The 16,442-nt window shown below is 44.5% G+C and carries 14 protein-coding genes; 3 read left to right on the top strand and 11 right to left on the bottom strand.

Going from position 1 to position 16,442, the window contains the following annotated elements; genetic code table 11:
• Nucleotides 1-333: 333 nt before the first annotated feature.
• Nucleotides 334-795 (top strand): universal stress protein, encoded by a 462-nt coding sequence (locus tag B2P60_RS07025; protein WP_193005233.1) that lies wholly within the window; start codon nt 334-336, stop codon nt 793-795.
• A gap of 206 nt (nt 796-1,001) precedes the next feature.
• Here the strand turns inward: B2P60_RS07025 and B2P60_RS07020 are convergent, their stop codons facing one another.
• Entirely contained in the window at nt 1,002-1,937 is a 936-nt protein-coding gene (locus B2P60_RS07020) for a LysR substrate-binding domain-containing protein (RefSeq protein ID WP_198333818.1), read from the bottom strand.
• 155 nt (nt 1,938-2,092) lie between these two features.
• On the opposite strand from B2P60_RS07020, the gene B2P60_RS07015 reads away from it, so the two are divergent.
• Nucleotides 2,093-3,184, top strand: a complete 1,092-nt coding sequence (locus B2P60_RS07015) for a YeiH family protein (RefSeq protein ID WP_286740226.1) — start codon at nt 2,093-2,095, stop codon at nt 3,182-3,184.
• Between the two features lie 184 nt (nt 3,185-3,368).
• Here B2P60_RS07015 and B2P60_RS07010 read toward each other — a convergent pair whose 3' ends face one another.
• The 4 genes from B2P60_RS07010 to B2P60_RS06995 all read right to left on the bottom strand — a co-directional run bounded on the left by B2P60_RS07010 (nt 3,369) and on the right by B2P60_RS06995 (nt 9,401).
• On the bottom strand, nt 3,369-3,578 hold the full coding sequence (locus B2P60_RS07010) for a cold-shock protein (RefSeq protein WP_010201661.1): 210 nt from the start codon (nt 3,576-3,578) through the stop codon (nt 3,369-3,371).
• A gap of 245 nt (nt 3,579-3,823) precedes the next feature.
• Nucleotides 3,824-4,246, bottom strand: coding sequence for a YbaN family protein (locus B2P60_RS07005; protein ID WP_286740219.1), 423 nt, complete (start codon nt 4,244-4,246; stop codon nt 3,824-3,826).
• Nucleotides 4,247-4,575: 329 nt separating this feature from the next.
• A complete protein-coding gene (locus tag B2P60_RS07000; protein ID WP_286740218.1) occupies nt 4,576-6,270 on the bottom strand; it encodes a hypothetical protein in 1,695 nt (564 codons plus the stop codon).
• A 170-nt stretch (nt 6,271-6,440) separates the two neighbouring features.
• A complete protein-coding gene (locus tag B2P60_RS06995) occupies nt 6,441-9,401 on the bottom strand; it encodes a valine--tRNA ligase (RefSeq protein ID WP_286740215.1) in 2,961 nt (986 codons plus the stop codon).
• Nucleotides 9,402-9,679: 278 nt separating this feature from the next.
• Here B2P60_RS06995 and B2P60_RS06990 point away from each other — a divergent pair, with 278 nt between their 5' ends.
• Nucleotides 9,680-10,825: a formate/nitrite transporter family protein gene (locus B2P60_RS06990; protein ID WP_286740214.1), complete on the top strand. Its 1,146-nt coding sequence runs from the start codon at nt 9,680-9,682 to the stop codon at nt 10,823-10,825.
• A 159-nt stretch (nt 10,826-10,984) separates the two neighbouring features.
• On the opposite strand, the gene B2P60_RS06985 is transcribed toward B2P60_RS06990, so the two are convergent.
• From B2P60_RS06985 to B2P60_RS06960, 6 genes are all read right to left on the bottom strand, one after another.
• Complete coding sequence (locus B2P60_RS06985) at nt 10,985-11,908, bottom strand: bile acid:sodium symporter family protein (protein WP_193006735.1); 924 nt, start codon at nt 11,906-11,908, stop codon at nt 10,985-10,987.
• 336 nt (nt 11,909-12,244) lie between these two features.
• Nucleotides 12,245-12,751 (bottom strand): YbjQ family protein, encoded by a 507-nt coding sequence (locus B2P60_RS06980; RefSeq protein ID WP_193006734.1) that lies wholly within the window; start codon nt 12,749-12,751, stop codon nt 12,245-12,247.
• A gap of 48 nt (nt 12,752-12,799) precedes the next feature.
• A complete protein-coding gene (locus B2P60_RS06975; protein ID WP_193006733.1) occupies nt 12,800-13,231 on the bottom strand; it encodes a YbjQ family protein in 432 nt (143 codons plus the stop codon).
• Between the two features lie 106 nt (nt 13,232-13,337).
• Entirely contained in the window at nt 13,338-13,895 is a 558-nt protein-coding gene (locus B2P60_RS06970) for a UPF0149 family protein (protein WP_198333811.1), read from the bottom strand.
• Between the two features lie 279 nt (nt 13,896-14,174).
• Nucleotides 14,175-14,408, bottom strand: coding sequence for a PA3496 family putative envelope integrity protein (locus B2P60_RS06965; RefSeq protein WP_021815424.1), 234 nt, complete (start codon nt 14,406-14,408; stop codon nt 14,175-14,177).
• 184 nt (nt 14,409-14,592) lie between these two features.
• Complete coding sequence (locus tag B2P60_RS06960) at nt 14,593-16,074, bottom strand: hypothetical protein (RefSeq protein WP_286740208.1); 1,482 nt, start codon at nt 16,072-16,074, stop codon at nt 14,593-14,595.
• Nucleotides 16,075-16,442: the final 368 nt, after the last annotated feature.

Genomic DNA, 16,442 nt, shown 5'->3' with positions numbered 1-16,442 from the left:
AATAGTGAGTACAAAATAAGTCACTTGATCAGTCATCGATATCCATCAATGTACAAAGATCTTTAAGTAACTTTTTGGGTAATATTCTTATTTAATGGCTACATATTTCGTGGCAGTGCTCCATCGAACAATAGGAATTTGCCTAACGGTGTTAGATGGGGCTGAGCGTTTGATAAGTCAAGGCACGCCCTAAAAGATAAGCAAGAAAGGCCTACTGTTAAAAAGATGCCACCTGCAACCTACATATATTCATTTGTCTCAGTTTAATGATGTTACTTAACAGCGCTCTGTCATAGTGCTATAGTTAGAATCATCTGTTACAAGGAGCCGCTCATGAGTTACCAGCATATTTTATTGGTCACCGATTTAATGTCCGATGCCGATATCGTCGCTCAAAAGGCCAAGCGTATCGTTGAAAACCGTCCCGGTTCCAAGCTATCGGTACTGCATATTGTCAAAGATACCATGGTTGGCTTTGGCTATGAATTGGTTCCCGCTTCTAGCCTATACGATGAAATTGATGACGAGCGCTGCCAAGAAGCACGGGCTAAACTGGCGCAGTTTTTGGAGCGCAACCAGTTACACGCCGTCAATTCTGAAGTGACCACCGCCATCTCGAATAGCGAGGGGATCGTCAATTACTGCCACAAACACGACGTTGATTTATTGGTGATTGGTCGTCATGAACGCCATGGCATTGTTGCCTGGCTGAGCGGTGCCACAGCGGATAATATCTTGCCAAACGTGCCTTGTGACAGCTTAGTGGTTAGATTGGACAAACCAGTTTCCAATTAGCTTAAAGTATAAAATAGCTTAAAATATAAAGCTCTTGACATGTAAATCTCTTAAGACATAACGCTTCAGCTAGTTGCTTGTATCACAACTTACCTTTATGAAGCGTTCTCAAAGCTTACTTGTGTAAAGCGTCCTCAAAGCTTACCTGTGTAAAGCGTCGTATAGACACCGACTATGGGACGCTTTTTAACAGGCGATTTTGACCATCACTCTGCTATCAAAATATCAATAAACGTCTGCCAAATGGGGCTTTGATGGCGGGCTTTGTGCCACACCAGCCACCATGTCCGTGACAGATCGATACCCGCCACTTTTACTTGTATCAGTTTTCCTGCCGCGAGTTCTGTCTCAATCACATGCTGCGACAGACAGCCAAGACCAATGTCGGCACTGACCATGTGCTTGATGGCCTCCGACTGTTGAATAGCCCTGACGACCTCCGCATGGGGTAGATGCTTGAGCAACTGCTCATCGATAATTTGCCGCGTACCCGATCCTGCTTCACGTACCAATAGTGGCAGCCGTGCCAACTGTTCAATATTAAGCTCATAACAGTGCTCATCGGCATGATACGCGGCCAATCCTGACAACCACTGACTATCGCGTTTGGCAAAGACCATCAAGGTATCTGTCCGCCACGCTCGTTGCTCAATGGCTTTCATGTCTGTCGGGCGCGGCATCCCTTCCACTAAAGCGATATCAATATTTAATTGCTCAACCTCACTAACCACTTCTTGGGTATTGGCAATATACATATCGACATTCGCATCTGGTAGCGCTTTATATAGCTTAGCCAGCAGCGGCGGCAACACATAGTTCCCAATAGTGGTGCTGGCGCCAATATGAATCTGCCCTGCTTGGTACTTATGATAGTGCTCCAGCGTCAGCGCTTGCCCTAAGATCGCTTGCGCCTGCACATAAATAGGATGGGCATTGGGATGCTGATTGAGCCGGCGCCCGACCCGCTCAAACAACGGCATTTGCAGCCTTGACTCTAGCTCAGTCAAGGCGCTACTGACCGCTGATTGTGATAAGTGTAGCGCTTCACTGGCGCGGCTGGTACTACCTGTCTGGTAAACACTGACAAAGACAGATAACTGCTTTAGCGTAATTTTCGGTAAGGTTTGCACCGCTTTCTTCATGTTTTATCCGACCTTCAGTTGTTTTTATCAGAGCTTACCTAAAAATTCGATAGTTTCTATCTTATTAATCTGTTTTTATTATAGTTCGTGGTGACTTATACTGTCTATTCATAAGCTTATGCTTATTTAGATTTTAGACAATAGGACAGACCGTCATGCACGCCTTAGCCCAAACAGTGACCCATTATTGCCCAAGTAACCGCCATTTAGCTGGGTTAATGGTGGTACTTGTCGGCAGTTTGTTTTGTTTGTGGCTGGATGTGAGCCTAGAGGTTTGGACAGACGGACGTGTTGTCGGCTTGTCCTCTTTAACGCTGGCAATTTTGCTGGGTATGGTATTGGGCAATACCATCTACCCTAGTTTTGCTGATCGCTTAAATGTGGGCGTTGGCTTCGCAAAAGGTCAGATATTGCGTCTCGCCATCATGTTTTATGGTTTTAAGCTGACACTGACACAAGTCTCAAGCGTAGGTATGCCTGCAATTATGACGGATGCTCTAGTATTGACGTCGACCTTTTTACTCACTTATTGGCTGGGCACAAGATGGCTAAAGGTCGATAAACAGACAACCTTACTGATTGGCTCAGGTGCCAGTATTTGCGGTGCTGCCGCGGTGATAGCCGCAGAGCCAGTCGTCAAAGCAGAAGCGCATAAGGTGACTATCGCTGTGGCAACCGTGGTGGTCTTTGGTACTATCGCTATGCTCCTCTACCCCTTCTTATACCATCTGGGCTGGATGCAACCTTGGCTCAATGCCGAGCAATACGGCATTTATACTGGCTCGACCATACATGAAGTAGCACAAGTGGTGGTGGCTGGTAACGCTATCAGTACCGAGGTTGGTGACACGGCGGTTGTCACCAAGATGATACGGGTCATGATGCTGGCGCCTTTTTTGCTTGTGCTGTCTTTTGCCTTAACCACAGACACTAGCGACAATACTGACGATGGTAATCGGCCTTCACTCATAAAGCGCATACAACAGGTCAAAGTCCCGTGGTTCGCCTTTATCTTTATTGCGGTCGTGCTAGTACACACTTGGGTACCGATGAATGCAGGACTGGTGCGTAGCATGGTCATGCTCGATGATGTGCTGCTCACGATGGCCATGTTTGCGCTCGGTCTGACCACCCACTTAAGCGCCATCAAACAAGCTGGCATTAAGCCGCTGATTTTGGGTGCCATGATGTTTGCTTGGCTGATCCTTGGTGGAGGCTTGATCAATATTGCGGTTAGCTTGATTTAGCAGATTATTACCACTGATCTATTTGTTATGATTCAACATTAACAATGCCTACAACCATCGCGATGATCGTAGGCATTGTTAGTTCTATGGGCTGCTACCCCTAAATCGCAGACGAAAAAAAACGAACCCGAAGGTCCGTTTTTTATACATCTGTATATCTAATTATTCATCTATAAAAGACAAATTAGATAGCAACGATGTTATGTGCTTGTGGGCCTTTTTGGCCTTGAGTTACAGTGAACTCAACTTCTTGGCCTTCAGCCAAAGTTTTGAAACCTGAACCAGTGATTTCGCTGTAATGAGCAAAAACGTCTGCGCCAGTTTCTGGAGCGATAAAACCAAAGCCTTTAGCTTCGTTGAACCACTTAACTGTACCTTTTTGAGTATCTGACATATTGATAATCCTACTTTTAAATTTATTTAATGGCCTAGTGACCGGTAACGCTTGCAAATAGCTACTGAACGATAAATATTAAAACGAAGGATTATAACTAATACTACGAGGTAATGATTTGGTGCAGAACTGCTCTTAAGCTTGAGCGTATTATAAGGGGAACAGCCGCTTATCGCAAGCCTTATCTCATATTTCATGTAACTGAAGCCGATTTTTCGCTATTTTTGGTCCTAATTGCAACCATTTTAGGCATTTGGTAAACGGAACAAATACACTGCTACCCCACTACAGACGGTCGCTACCAGCCATGCCACCCATATCATGTCAGCAGGCAGCTGATAAAATAACATGGCGGTTGATAGGGTCATCATAATCGTTGCCAGCCACTTAGCATACAGCGGTACGGCGTGGCGATCCTCCCAATCACGAATAAATTTACCAAAGTATTTATGATTGATCAGCCAAAAATGAAAGCGCTTAGAGCTACGCGCCCAGCACCCTGCTGCCAGCAGTATAAACGGCGCGGTCGGCATCACGGGCAACAGCACCCCTATGATCCCCAATACAAAAAATATCCAACCGAGTGTCACAAACGTCCAACGTACTGTCGGACTAGTAGATTGATTGGTCTTTGGGCGATAATAAAATACTTTTTTGTTTTGGTTCATAAATGATGTCATTGGATCGTATTAAGTGGCTGATGTTAAATGGCGGCTATTAATACATAGAGGTTAAGCGGCTAACATGCTGCCTGCGATAACTCCCTATATAGGACATTTAGCATGCTATATCACCACAGATACTACAAGACGACTTTTACAAGGTTTGTGCTATAAATAGGTGTGTTTGGTTAGTGGTTGGGTAAGTGGCTTTTAGAACACGTCCATCTCTATCGGGCTGTAGCGGATGAACTTGAGCGTGATTGGTGCGGTATCGTCAATAGCAAGGTTGCTTAAAAGCGCGCGTTGTCCGACGGTAAGATGGTTCATGGTGTTTCTTAACGTTGAGTATGGCGTTTGACAGCTACGATAATTTGCCAAATTAGTATTGCAAAAAGGACATAAAAGATCAGGCTTATAAACTCTATTCCACTTCTGTCTTTGATAAATATTCTAAATGGAAGTATGTTGATTGCAAACTCGTTGAAAGGTTTTGAGATGATATCAAACCATTTCCATGACATAAAATATTCGTGGCTCTTAAAATACCATTCATGCCATAAAGTTATAGTCGTATATACAATCGCTGAAACAATTAGAAGTGAAATCGGTCTCATGTAATTACCACCGAATTCAGAGATAAAACTATTAATATTAAATACCCACCTAGCTCTTTTAGAGCTTTTATAGCCTTTGCTACTTTTATATAGCCTTACCTGATTATTTTTGCCGCTATTTTTCAAATTTTTAATATATCCAGCTTCTTTATCTCTTGTGTTTATCAACTCTCTTTGATAGGCATTCATTTCCTTAACAAAAAATCTGTTCGCTTCAATTTTATTACCCGTATCATCAAATGAGTTTTTTACAATTCTAAATGTTTCGCGATCTGTATTTTCTGGACTGATATGCACATCAAGAAAGTTAGGTGTATCTTTTAGGTTAGTTTTTGAGAAGTCTAAACCAGAATTGAATCGAGCGCTTCTGAAGCTAGAGAAATCCATAAAGGTAACATACTTGAAAATAGTCAGAAATTCTTTATTACCTTTCTCTTGTTCGCTACCAAACTGTACATCTTCGAATCCAGCAAAGTCATTGAAAATACTCTTACTAAACTCTGCCTTTATAAAATTACTTCCAAATAAATCAAAAATTTTACTGACATTAGAGTTTTTGAAAATAAACACTTGGGCTGTAGTCTCTTTAACTTCTAATTTAGATTGAAACTCTGTATCCTCAACGCTTAAGCAAGCTAAGTTCATATTATTAATTTTAACTTTATCTTCAAAAATACATTTTGAAATCTCAATAGCAAATAACTTTGATTGAGTATTATCAGTATAAATTATTACTTCTTTCCGAAATATTAACCTTTCTATGACAAGGTCATTTCCAAACGAACAACCTGAGAACAAACTATCCTCAAAAATACTATTCATTTCAGTAGGTGATACTCTTACCTTATCCTTAAAATCACATTCAGAAAATAAGCAATTCGTATCATTGCTCAACATTCTAACTGGAGTTATATCAAACTGATTATAAAGCATACAACCTTGAAAGAAAAAACTTACATCTTCTAGCTGCCAATCACCTATATATAAATGACAGTCAAGTAAGTGAATTCCATTACAAAGCTTCAATAGTTTGAAATAATCAAAACTGTCTTTGCTCTTTCTATGAGGAAAATTAATATTAGATAAAACTATCGAGTCATGTATATTGTTCCTACGAATCAAGTCTCTAGTTTTTTCATCATCTAAATCGTAGTTTCGGAACATCTGAGAAAGGTCTATACCTAAATCTCTCTGATATGGGCTAGATGAAGAATTAAATAAGCCTTGATTATTGTGAGAATTTGAAACTGGGTTTCTAGCAAGGAAGTCTGCTATATAAATCCTCAATAAGTTGTAAAACTCAGATAAAACGCTTTTTCTCCTATCATTTTGATAGTTGTTTTTTACACAATGAAGAGCACATTCTTCGTGAGGCGCAAATTTATTATTCGTACAACCTTGAAAAGCACATGTCATGTCTTAAAACTCTCTCATTATTTACTACTAGTGAGTTAGTAAACTATTCTAATTTCGCTAGCCATTAGTTATATCATAAAAATTGAAATATTGAGTAATAGTTAAGAGATAAAAAAACGCCATCACAAGTGTGACAGCGTTTTTTATTACTATAGATATTTACGCTTTTTTTACAACGCCTTCAACTGTTCCATCTGCGCTGTCATCGCGGACAGCTGCCCTTCTAACTCAGCCAGTTTCGCCTTCTCTGCATCGACCACTTCCGCAGGTGCTTTACTGACAAAGCCTTCATTACCCAGCTTGCGCGCGATACCGTCGGCTTGCTTTTGTAGCTTTTCATGCGCTTTGCCCAGACGTGCCAGCTCAGCCGTTGGATCAATCAGACCTTTCATCGGTACAAGTACCCGTAGCTGACCGACCATACTTGATGATGATAGTGGCACCTCATCGCCTTCTTTGACGATCTCTAAGCTCTCGACTTTAGCCAGTGCTTTAAACTGGTTTTTGATACGTGATAGACGCGCTTCTTCATCACTCGAGACGTTTTGTAGGAGCACTGGCAGACGTACGGCATTACCCAGCTTCATCTCACCCCGGATGTTACGGACGCTCGCGATCAGCTCTTGTAGCCACGCCATATCCGCCTCTACTTGCTCACTGATTTGGCTGTCATCGGTTTGTGGATAGTCAGCGACCACGATGCTGTCGGTGTTTTTACGACCGAGTAGCGGCGCGATGGTCTGCCAGATTTGCTCGGTCAGATACGGCATGATGGGATGCGTGAAGCGTAGCGCCGTCTCGAGCACATGCAGGAGTACATAGCGGATTTGCGCTTTGCGCGCGTCCGACACCGAGTCATCATTTAGGCTGGCTTTGGCAAGCTCAACGTACCAGTCACAGTACTCATTCCAGATAAACTCATAGATATCTTGGCTGACCATATCGAGACGATACTGGGCGAAATGCTGATGGATGTCTTTGATACTAGAGTTCAGACGGCTCATGATCCATTTTTCTGGTAATTCCCATACGTCAGGGTTTGCAGTCTGGTCGATAGGCTTGGCACTGCCTTCGCCATCGACACAGTTCATGAGGACAAAACGGCTGGCGTTCCAGATTTTATTACAGAAGTTACGATAGCCCTCGACACGCTTTAGATCAAAGTTGATATCGCGACCGGTACTGGCTAAGGATGTGAAGGTAAAGCGCAGCGCATCGGTGCCATAAGCGGGGATGCCTTCTGGGAACTCTTTACGCGTTTGCTTTTCAATCTTAGCCGCGTCTTTGGGATTCATCATATTGCTGGTGCGTTTTTCGACCAGCGCTTCTAGCTCAATACCGTCAATCAAATCAATCGGATCTAAGACATTGCCTTTTGACTTTGACATCTTTTGACCATTACTATCACGTACCAGACCATGCACATAGACGGTCTTAAACGGTACTTGCGGCGTGCCATCTTCGTTTTTCACAAAGTGCATGGTCATCATGATCATGCGGGCAACCCAAAAGAAGATAATATCAAAACCTGTCACGAGCACGCTGGTTGGGTGAAAGGTCTCTAGCACACGCGGATCAGCGTTCACATCTGCCCAGTCAAGCGTACTAAATGTCCATAGGCCAGAGCTAAACCATGTATCGAGTACGTCATCATCTTGACGCAATGTCACGTCGTCGCTTAGATTGTACTTAGTGCGTACCTCGGCTTCATCACGCGCCACATAGATCTCGCCCGTCGCATCGTCATACCATGCAGGGATGCGATGACCCCACCATAGCTGACGGCTGATACACCAGTCTTGTAAGTCGGTCATCCATGCCATATACATGTTTTTGTACTGGGCCGGGACGAACTCAATGCTGCCGTCTTCTACCGCATCAATCGCAGGCTGGGCCAGTTTATTCACTGCCACATACCACTGATCGGTCAGCCATGGCTCAACGATGGTGCCGCCACGCTCTGCACGCGGCGCTTTTAGGGCATAGTCCTCGATGTCCTCTAGCCAGCCCTGCTCGCCTGCTTGCGCCACTAAAAATTTACGTGCCGTAAAACGCTCAAGCCCGGCATAGCTGTTACCTAAATGGTCGCTAGGTGTGGTCTCAAGCTTAGGCTCACGCGTTTGCAGATCAGGGTAAACTTCCATCGATGCTAAGATATTGGCGCGCTCATCGAGGATGTTAATCAACGGCAAATTATGACGACGACCCAATTCATAATCGTTAAAATCATGCGCTGGGGTGATTTTGACGCAGCCTGTGCCAAAGTCTTTTTCGACATAATCATCGGCAACGATAGGCACGACGCGACCAGTGATGGGCAAGGTAATGGTTTTGCCAACCAAATGTGCGTATCGCTCATCGCTAGGATTGACCGCCACAGCCGTATCACCAAGCAAGGTCTCAGGACGCGTGGTCGCGACCACCAGATAGTTTTTGCCATCTTGAGTGGTGATGTCTTTATCCGTGAAATGATAGCGGAAATGCCATAAGTTGCCTTTTTCATCGTGGTTTTCGACTTCTAGATCAGACAGCGCTGTTTGGAATTTTGGGTCCCAGTTCACGAGGCGCTTACCACGATAAATCAAACCATCATCGAACAGACGTACGAACACTTCTTTTACCGCATTGGACAGACCATCATCCATGGTAAAGCGCTCACGCGACCAATCAACTGAGCTGCCCAAACGACGAATTTGGCTCGTGATATTGCCGCCCGACTCTTCTTTCCACTCCCACACTTTATCGATGAAATCTTCGCGTGTCATATCACGGCGTTTTAACCCTTGCGCTTCAAGGCGACGCTCCACGACCATTTGCGTGGCAATACCCGCATGATCCGTACCCGGCTGCCAGAGGGTATTGTCGCCATCCATGCGGTGATAACGCGTGAGCGCATCCATGATGGCATTATTGAACCCATGACCCATATGCAGCGAGCCTGTGACGTTCGGTGGTGGCAGCGCGATAGAGAACGACTCGTCTTTATCAAAGCTTGGCTTAAAATAACCGCTTTCTTCCCAGCCTTGATACATGCCGGCCTCGATCTCCGCAGGATTGTAAGCGTGCTCAAGTTGGCTTAAGGCAGCTTGAATGGATTGGGTCAGGTTGGCCTTGGTATTAGGAGTGCTCATAGTAAAATTGTCTTTTGTTAATAATGAATGGGGTCAAACAAAAATTTGCATAATAGGCGAAATAATTAATACCGTGATTTTAACGCAGATAGCCAGATTTTGTTAGATGCTATGGCAATTTATCAGCGTGACAAAGCGGCATTAAACAATTAACAACCCCAATCGACTGAACGCTCAACAAAATAAGTCATCGCCATGCTATAAAATGTGAGTCACGCTATAGAATATAGTGGATGTCTTTCTACTAACAGCATTATCTGATAAACAGCGAGCTGACCGTGCCCCAAGATACCGAGCATAAAACCCACTCTCAGACTGACAGTGTCGACGACAAGCACGCCATTGACGATGCTAGCAATCATGAGTATAACGCTGACGTGATACCACAAGATAAATCTGATTTCGATTATAGGGATAAAGAGGACAGGGATAAAAGCGATAGTGATGCTGGTGCTCTAGATGATACCGACGTTCTAGAAGACACCGAAGCCACTGAGCATTTAGAAGATGAGGATTTCTCTGAAAAGATCAGCAAAGAAGACAAAGAAACCATCAAAAAGGTCGCCCACGATGACAATTTGAGTCAAGCAAAAAGCCATGCCAGTATATTGGTTGAGCAGGCAATGGACGCCAAAAAAACTTTTGGGCGCTCGCTGGGATCACTATTTACCAGTGCCTTGACCGCAGGCTTAGAGATTGGCATCAGTTTTTTTATGATTTTATCCGCTTTTGCTCTACTCAGTGGCGTGCTGCCCAATCACTACGCGCTTGTGATTGCCTCGCTCCTTTATCCCATCGGTTTTATCATTGTGGTGATTGGTCAGTCGCTACTGTTTACCGAACAAACCTCTCTTTTGAGCCTACCTGTCCTCAATGGCATCGAACCCTTAAACAAGCTGCTACGTCTTTGGGGCATTGTTATCGCGGGTAACGTCGTTGGCGGTTGTTTATTTGCCGCTTTGATGATTGGCTTGGGCTTAAATATGCAGCTGTTTAGCGCGAGTGATATTGACGCTTATGCCGAGCACATTTTGGGGTTTCGATGGTGGGTCATATTTGGCAGTGCCATATTGGCCGGTTGGATGATGGGCGTCACCGCATGGCTTGTGACCTCAGCACGCGACACCCTAAGCCGCATCGTCTTAGTCACTGTTATCACTGGCAGTATTGGGTTTTTGGGTCTGCACCACAGTATCATTGGTAACATCGAGATATTTTCAGCCCTGTTATATGGCAACACGGTTAGCTTATGGCGCTATTTGCTGTTTTTAGCAGTGATATTGGTCGGTAATACGATAGGTGGCGTGGTGTTTGTCGCGGTACTCAAAAACCGCACCTTCTTATTTGACGTCGAAAAAGTAAAAGAACAAACCGCCAATGACAGAGCGGACGCCAGAACCCACGTACACGGCCGACGGCCTTAGGGTTTGATTGAGGTTATGACGTCCAAAGTCCCTGACCATAGAAGCACTTATCGCCCATAACAAGTTTAGACGTTATAAACTTATTATGGGGCAATGTGGCGGGTCAAGATGACGGCTCGACCAATCGCGGTAATTACGCTAAGTATATGCCAGCTTTATCTAAAGTCGACGTGCGGCCAAAACGCTACTCTCTACTTCAGACCTCTTCCGCTTATTATATTTAGCACTAAACACTCTGACTAAAATGCCAGCCGTCAGGAACATGATTAACGTGTAAATAGCAGGCGTGACCGACATTGGGTAGCTGGACAATAGCGTCAACGCCATAAATATAGACAAGGTGCTGTTTTGCAGTCCCACTTCTAGCGTCACAGAAGTTCTTTGTGCCAAATTCAATCCGAACCACTTACTGGTGTAATAACCCAGCGCCATGGTTGAGACATTTAGTAACAAGGATACTGGCCCTACCTCGATAAAGGAGCCAACAATGATATCTCGTTGGACATAAACTAAAAACAAAACCAAAAACGCCAAAAACACCACACCAAATCTTGACACATACACTTGTGACTTTTCAGCGACTTTAGGAGCAAAGCGCTTGATAATCATGCCAATACAGATCGGCACGATGGTCAATAATATCAAGGTAAGCATGGTTTTTACGACTGGTAACTGAAACTCACTACCTGCCCCCATAAAATGAATCAAGGAGTAACTGAGCACCACAGGAATCGTAAAGACCGTAATGACACTAGCAATAGCCGTCATGGTAACCGACAGCGCAACATCGCCTTTGGCCAAATACGTGAACAAATTGGAGGTTGTGCCGCCTGGGCACAGAACAAGAAGCATCACCCCTACTGCATACTCTGGCGACAACGGCATAATGTTGGCTAACAAAAACCCAATGATCGGTAACATGATTAGCTGATTGGTGAGACCTATACCAACCGCTGTGGGAAACTTTAGAACGCGTTTGAAGTCGTTCACAACAAGACTCAACCCCATACCCATCATGATAAAAAATAGAGAAATGGGAATGACGACTGAATTTACTAACGTGACTATCTCAAGACCTTCCATAACTACATCCATGTAGATAAGACCCGCTTTTGGGTCGGTTTATGACAATGCCGTGATGGGCTACCAGCCAATCCTGCTGATAGTTTGGATAAAAGCCATCGACGTCATTAGCGTTTTCGTACAACTCGTCTCTCATACCATCGAGTTTTTCATACTGTATTATTTTCAGACGAGACGTCTCTATACGTATCCTAAAAACACGAGTACAAGAAAAGTAAGTATATCGCTGTCAAAGTCTATTATTTGCTTTATTCAACTACTCATCAGTCAAATAAAGAAAGGATCTTTCACAATGGATAACATAAGCGGGGATAGGCAGTTTAGATAGCCAGGGTTCTAGGTAGTGAGATGAGGAGGGACCGTTGTCGTACTACTGGCTGTGTCGCTACTGATAACCGCCGTCCCATAAGCAATGGCTTCTACCATGCTGCCCAATTGATTGACATTGGTGACCTCAAGGCGTAAACCATAAATATGGTTATAACCTTTGGCTTTGGCATCAGTACGCATACGTACGATAGCCTCTCGGCGGGCACGATCTAGTAACGTCTCGTAGGTGGTCAGGTTTTTACCAAACAGACTGAGCACGCGCGCGACAATCATTTTAAAGTAATCTTGGCCGATGACCACGCTGCCCAGTACCAACTCGCCCTCACTATGAGCGGCAAGTGTGGGACGATAAAAACGCTCGCTTGACACCACAATATCACCAAGCGCTTGCTCTGCAACACGCAGCTGCGCTAAATGCTGACGCTCATGACGCGACCCAAAAAACCAACCAGCGGCGAACAATAAAATAAACGGCGCATAGTTGATGAGCATTTGAGTGAGGGAGTTATTCATGGCACGTCTCTTATCGTAAAAAGCATCAATGCTTTGAAGCTCGGTTCATTAACCAAAAGGATTGAAACGTGGCAAATCATCCGTCGGCACAGGTGCTGGATTTTGCATGGTGGGCTGTTGACCATCATTTGGCGGATTTTGATAGGATTGCTGTGACATAGGCACGGCTTTGACAGCGGTACCGTAGACAAACAACTCAGAGGCACCCTGAGCGATGCTAGATGTCGAAAAACGCAGACCAACGATGGCATCCGCACCCAACGCTTCGGCCTTAATAATCATACGGTCTATCGCCTCTTGGCGCGACTCTTCTAACAGCTCGGTATAAGCCGTCAACTCACCGCCGACGATGTTTTTTAAGCCAGCAAACAAGTCTTTGCCGACATGCTTTGAGCGCACGGTACTACCGTACACCACATCGAGGCGCTCGGTGATCTGATAGTTAGGCAAGTGCTCGAGGTTAGAGAGTTGCACAGTCATAGTACGACCTTATCGGTGACTTAATAGGATTATTCAGTGAGTATCTAGCAGCATAGACAATAGTCAACCAAACAGCGACTAGAAATCAGTGCTACTGTAAAAGATACTAATCATTGGTATGGAACAATAAAAACAGCTCAGTTAAGTTGCCTTCGATACTATTGGCCATTTGCACCAGTTTATCTTCATCGCGACGCATCTCAGCCAGCTCTGGATCTTCATCATCGATGCCGCTCAACACAATCATAGGCAAGGTCAATACAGCCACATCTTCTGCGGTCTCTTCATCCTCAAACCAGTCGCTTGCTTCATCGCCATACATCGCATCGACAAAGCCAATCGACCAAGCAACGATGTCTGACTCATCTGAAAAATCGACCGCCACTTCTTCGTTACCCGCGTCTTCACCAAACGGCAGCTCGATAGGCGTCTCGTTTTTTAGCTCCGCCATGATAGCGTCACGCCAGCGCTGGATACCGTCGATGACATTGTCTGGAATCTCACTGGTATGACCTTCAAATAAGGCATCCATCCAGTTTGGCAACGGGCGTCCGATCACTGTCGCGGTCAAAAAACCATGGGCCGCGACACTATCGAGCACAAACTGGCTCTCTTGATTGTCTAAATAGTCTAGTAGTTCATCGAAGCTTAGTTGATTACTCATGAGGTAGTGGTCCTTAATAGATGGATTGCGTCAGTCGCAATAAATGATTGGATGAATGCAGGATAGCGGAAAATCTGAGGATAAAGGTCGTTTGGATAAACACCCAAACCACCATTATAAAGTAAGAACATTGAATAGAGCGGGTTACTAGCAACTGTAAAAAGTGGCAAATAGGACACCATCAGCTTAGCGCAGCCAGATAAATATCCAGTAATAAAGCGCGTTAGTCGGCTTACATGACTTGGCTACCTTCACTGCCATCACAACTGAGTCTAACGCCTAAAGATCGTCATCCCAGTCATCGCCATCTTCATCGAAGTTGTCTATATCATCTAGATCGTCTTTTAGCTCTTTGGCCAAACGCTTTTCTTCTAGCAAGTTGTCAATCAACCGACGCTTCTCTAGGCTACTTAAGCGTGTACGTACACTCGTTTCGGCCTCTTCCACCATCTTTGCATCATCATCGTCGACAAAATCATCATCAAAATCGTCGTCAATATCAGCGTCACTCATGAAAAACTCCTATCTTTTTTAGCAAGGGTATTAATAATACATCAATATACATATGCCTTATAAAGTCTCTGTTAAGCGTTGTCAATCCTTTTTATCACTATGGCCTATTTTGTATTCAGAGCCAACATAACGATACCAGTCCTACAGCAGACAATTGTGTATAAACCACTAAGCCCCAGTGTGGTTAAGTAGATGACTCGCCATCATTTTCTACCATTAATACGGCGTTACGGACATCCGCTAAACGCTGAATCATCGCATCATTACCACCATCAAATATGGCACATTCGCGCTCATAGACGGTTGTCGGACGCATGACGCTATGTACTTGTACATGGTGACTGATCTGCTTGGTACCTGCATTCGGTAGTAAGATCAGCATTTGCTCTTTTTTGCCGATACTGTGTAGCAGTTGCGTCATCGCCTCTGACTGCGCGTCATCACTGACCCCCGCTTTGGCAGGCAAGGCAAAACGTGACAGCTCAATATGCTTATCATGGATAATCTTGTTGAGCATTAAGTACAGTTTGCCAAGCATCACACCAGCGAGCGCAACTTTTGCATGCCTGTTGTCCGCTTTTAACAACACGCTTGCGCCATTATCTTCAAAACGTGGCTCATTCATCACGCTCACACCCAGCAATAGTGGCTGCTTGAGTAGCTCGGTCACCGCTTGATTCAACAGCTGTGTGCATAACGCCAGATAAGGCAAACGCTGAGCCGGTGCCAGACGCTCAAGCATATTGAACTCATCATGAAACACAATCTGCACTCTCACACTGTCAAACGAGCGGGTGGCAGACAGTCGAGAGGCGCTACTAGACTTATGAGCGCTACTATCTTTAGAGCTAGCATTAGCGCTGCTTATCTCATTTTGTCTGCTGGCTGACTGATGATCCGTGCGCTCTGCAGTTGCACTTTCAGTAGTGCTGGCGCTAGCGCCACCGGTATCACTCGCCCCGTTTTGATTTTGCTGGGTTTTTAAATATTGATTCACTTCACTGTGCACATCAAATTTGTGCATAGGGGTTGTCTCACTGTCTGTTGTGCTCTCAGTAGAACCGACCGTGTCTCTATCCGTTGAACGACGTTCAAAGTCACGATCATAGCTTCGCGGGTCAATCTGCATATACTGCTCGCGATGCAAGTCTTGAATGTCACGGCTTAGGGCATTGATCTGCTCTTTGGTTGGACGAGCAAGATAACCATAAATCAGCCAAAGTAATAAATGCAGTAGCATGGAACCGATGACAAACGGCCATTGCATGGCGATAATCTCGCCTTTGCTAATATCTTTTAGCGTCAACGACACACTGCCAATCACCGCATCGCCATTGGTGGCAATCTGTCGAATGGTATCCCCTTGCTGCATTGGCGCGTTGCCAACAGGTACCAAGACATCGTCGTTATTGTCTTTAATCAATATGCGTGTCACGTCTTGCTCGCTAGTATAGCGATTGGCAATGACACTTAAGCTGACACGGTCTTTATTTTCTAAAGACAACCGTGCTTCATCAATCAGCTGGGCGACCATCTGCTCGCCTTTTAACGCACGACTTTTACTCAGCTGCTGATCTGTGCTGATGACCAATAGCAAAGTCTGTAAACAAAAACTAACCAGAAGAATAATGGCAAACAACCCTTGCCGCGGCGCTAAATACGTCATGATATGTTAAACTTTTTTGGATAAAAGAAATTAAAAAACAAGGCTATCGCTCATTTTTTGGCTAAGTTAAAAAAAATGGTACTGCGTACATCTTTACAAACCGTTACTCAAAGCAAGTGCTGTTGTCTAAGATGTTGTTACTTAACGTAAGCTGGCGCACTTTGGACTCGCTGTAACTGATAACACTATCAGAAATACAGTCACCTGTTACGCTCTACTATATCACCATAATAAACCTTATAGCGTGAGCAACTTTATAAATTCATCATAATAATGGTATTCAATTTCAACGGTCTTTTAAGCCACAACAGCCGTTTTTGCACCACCATGATACTTTGTGTGTCATCTATAGGCGCTGCCCAGTAAAA

It is taken from the genome of Psychrobacter sp. UBA3068, from assembly GCF_002366815.1.
Lineage (GTDB): Bacteria > Pseudomonadota > Gammaproteobacteria > Pseudomonadales > Moraxellaceae > Psychrobacter > Psychrobacter namhaensis.
This window is presented reverse-complemented; position numbering and strand designations above follow the sequence as displayed.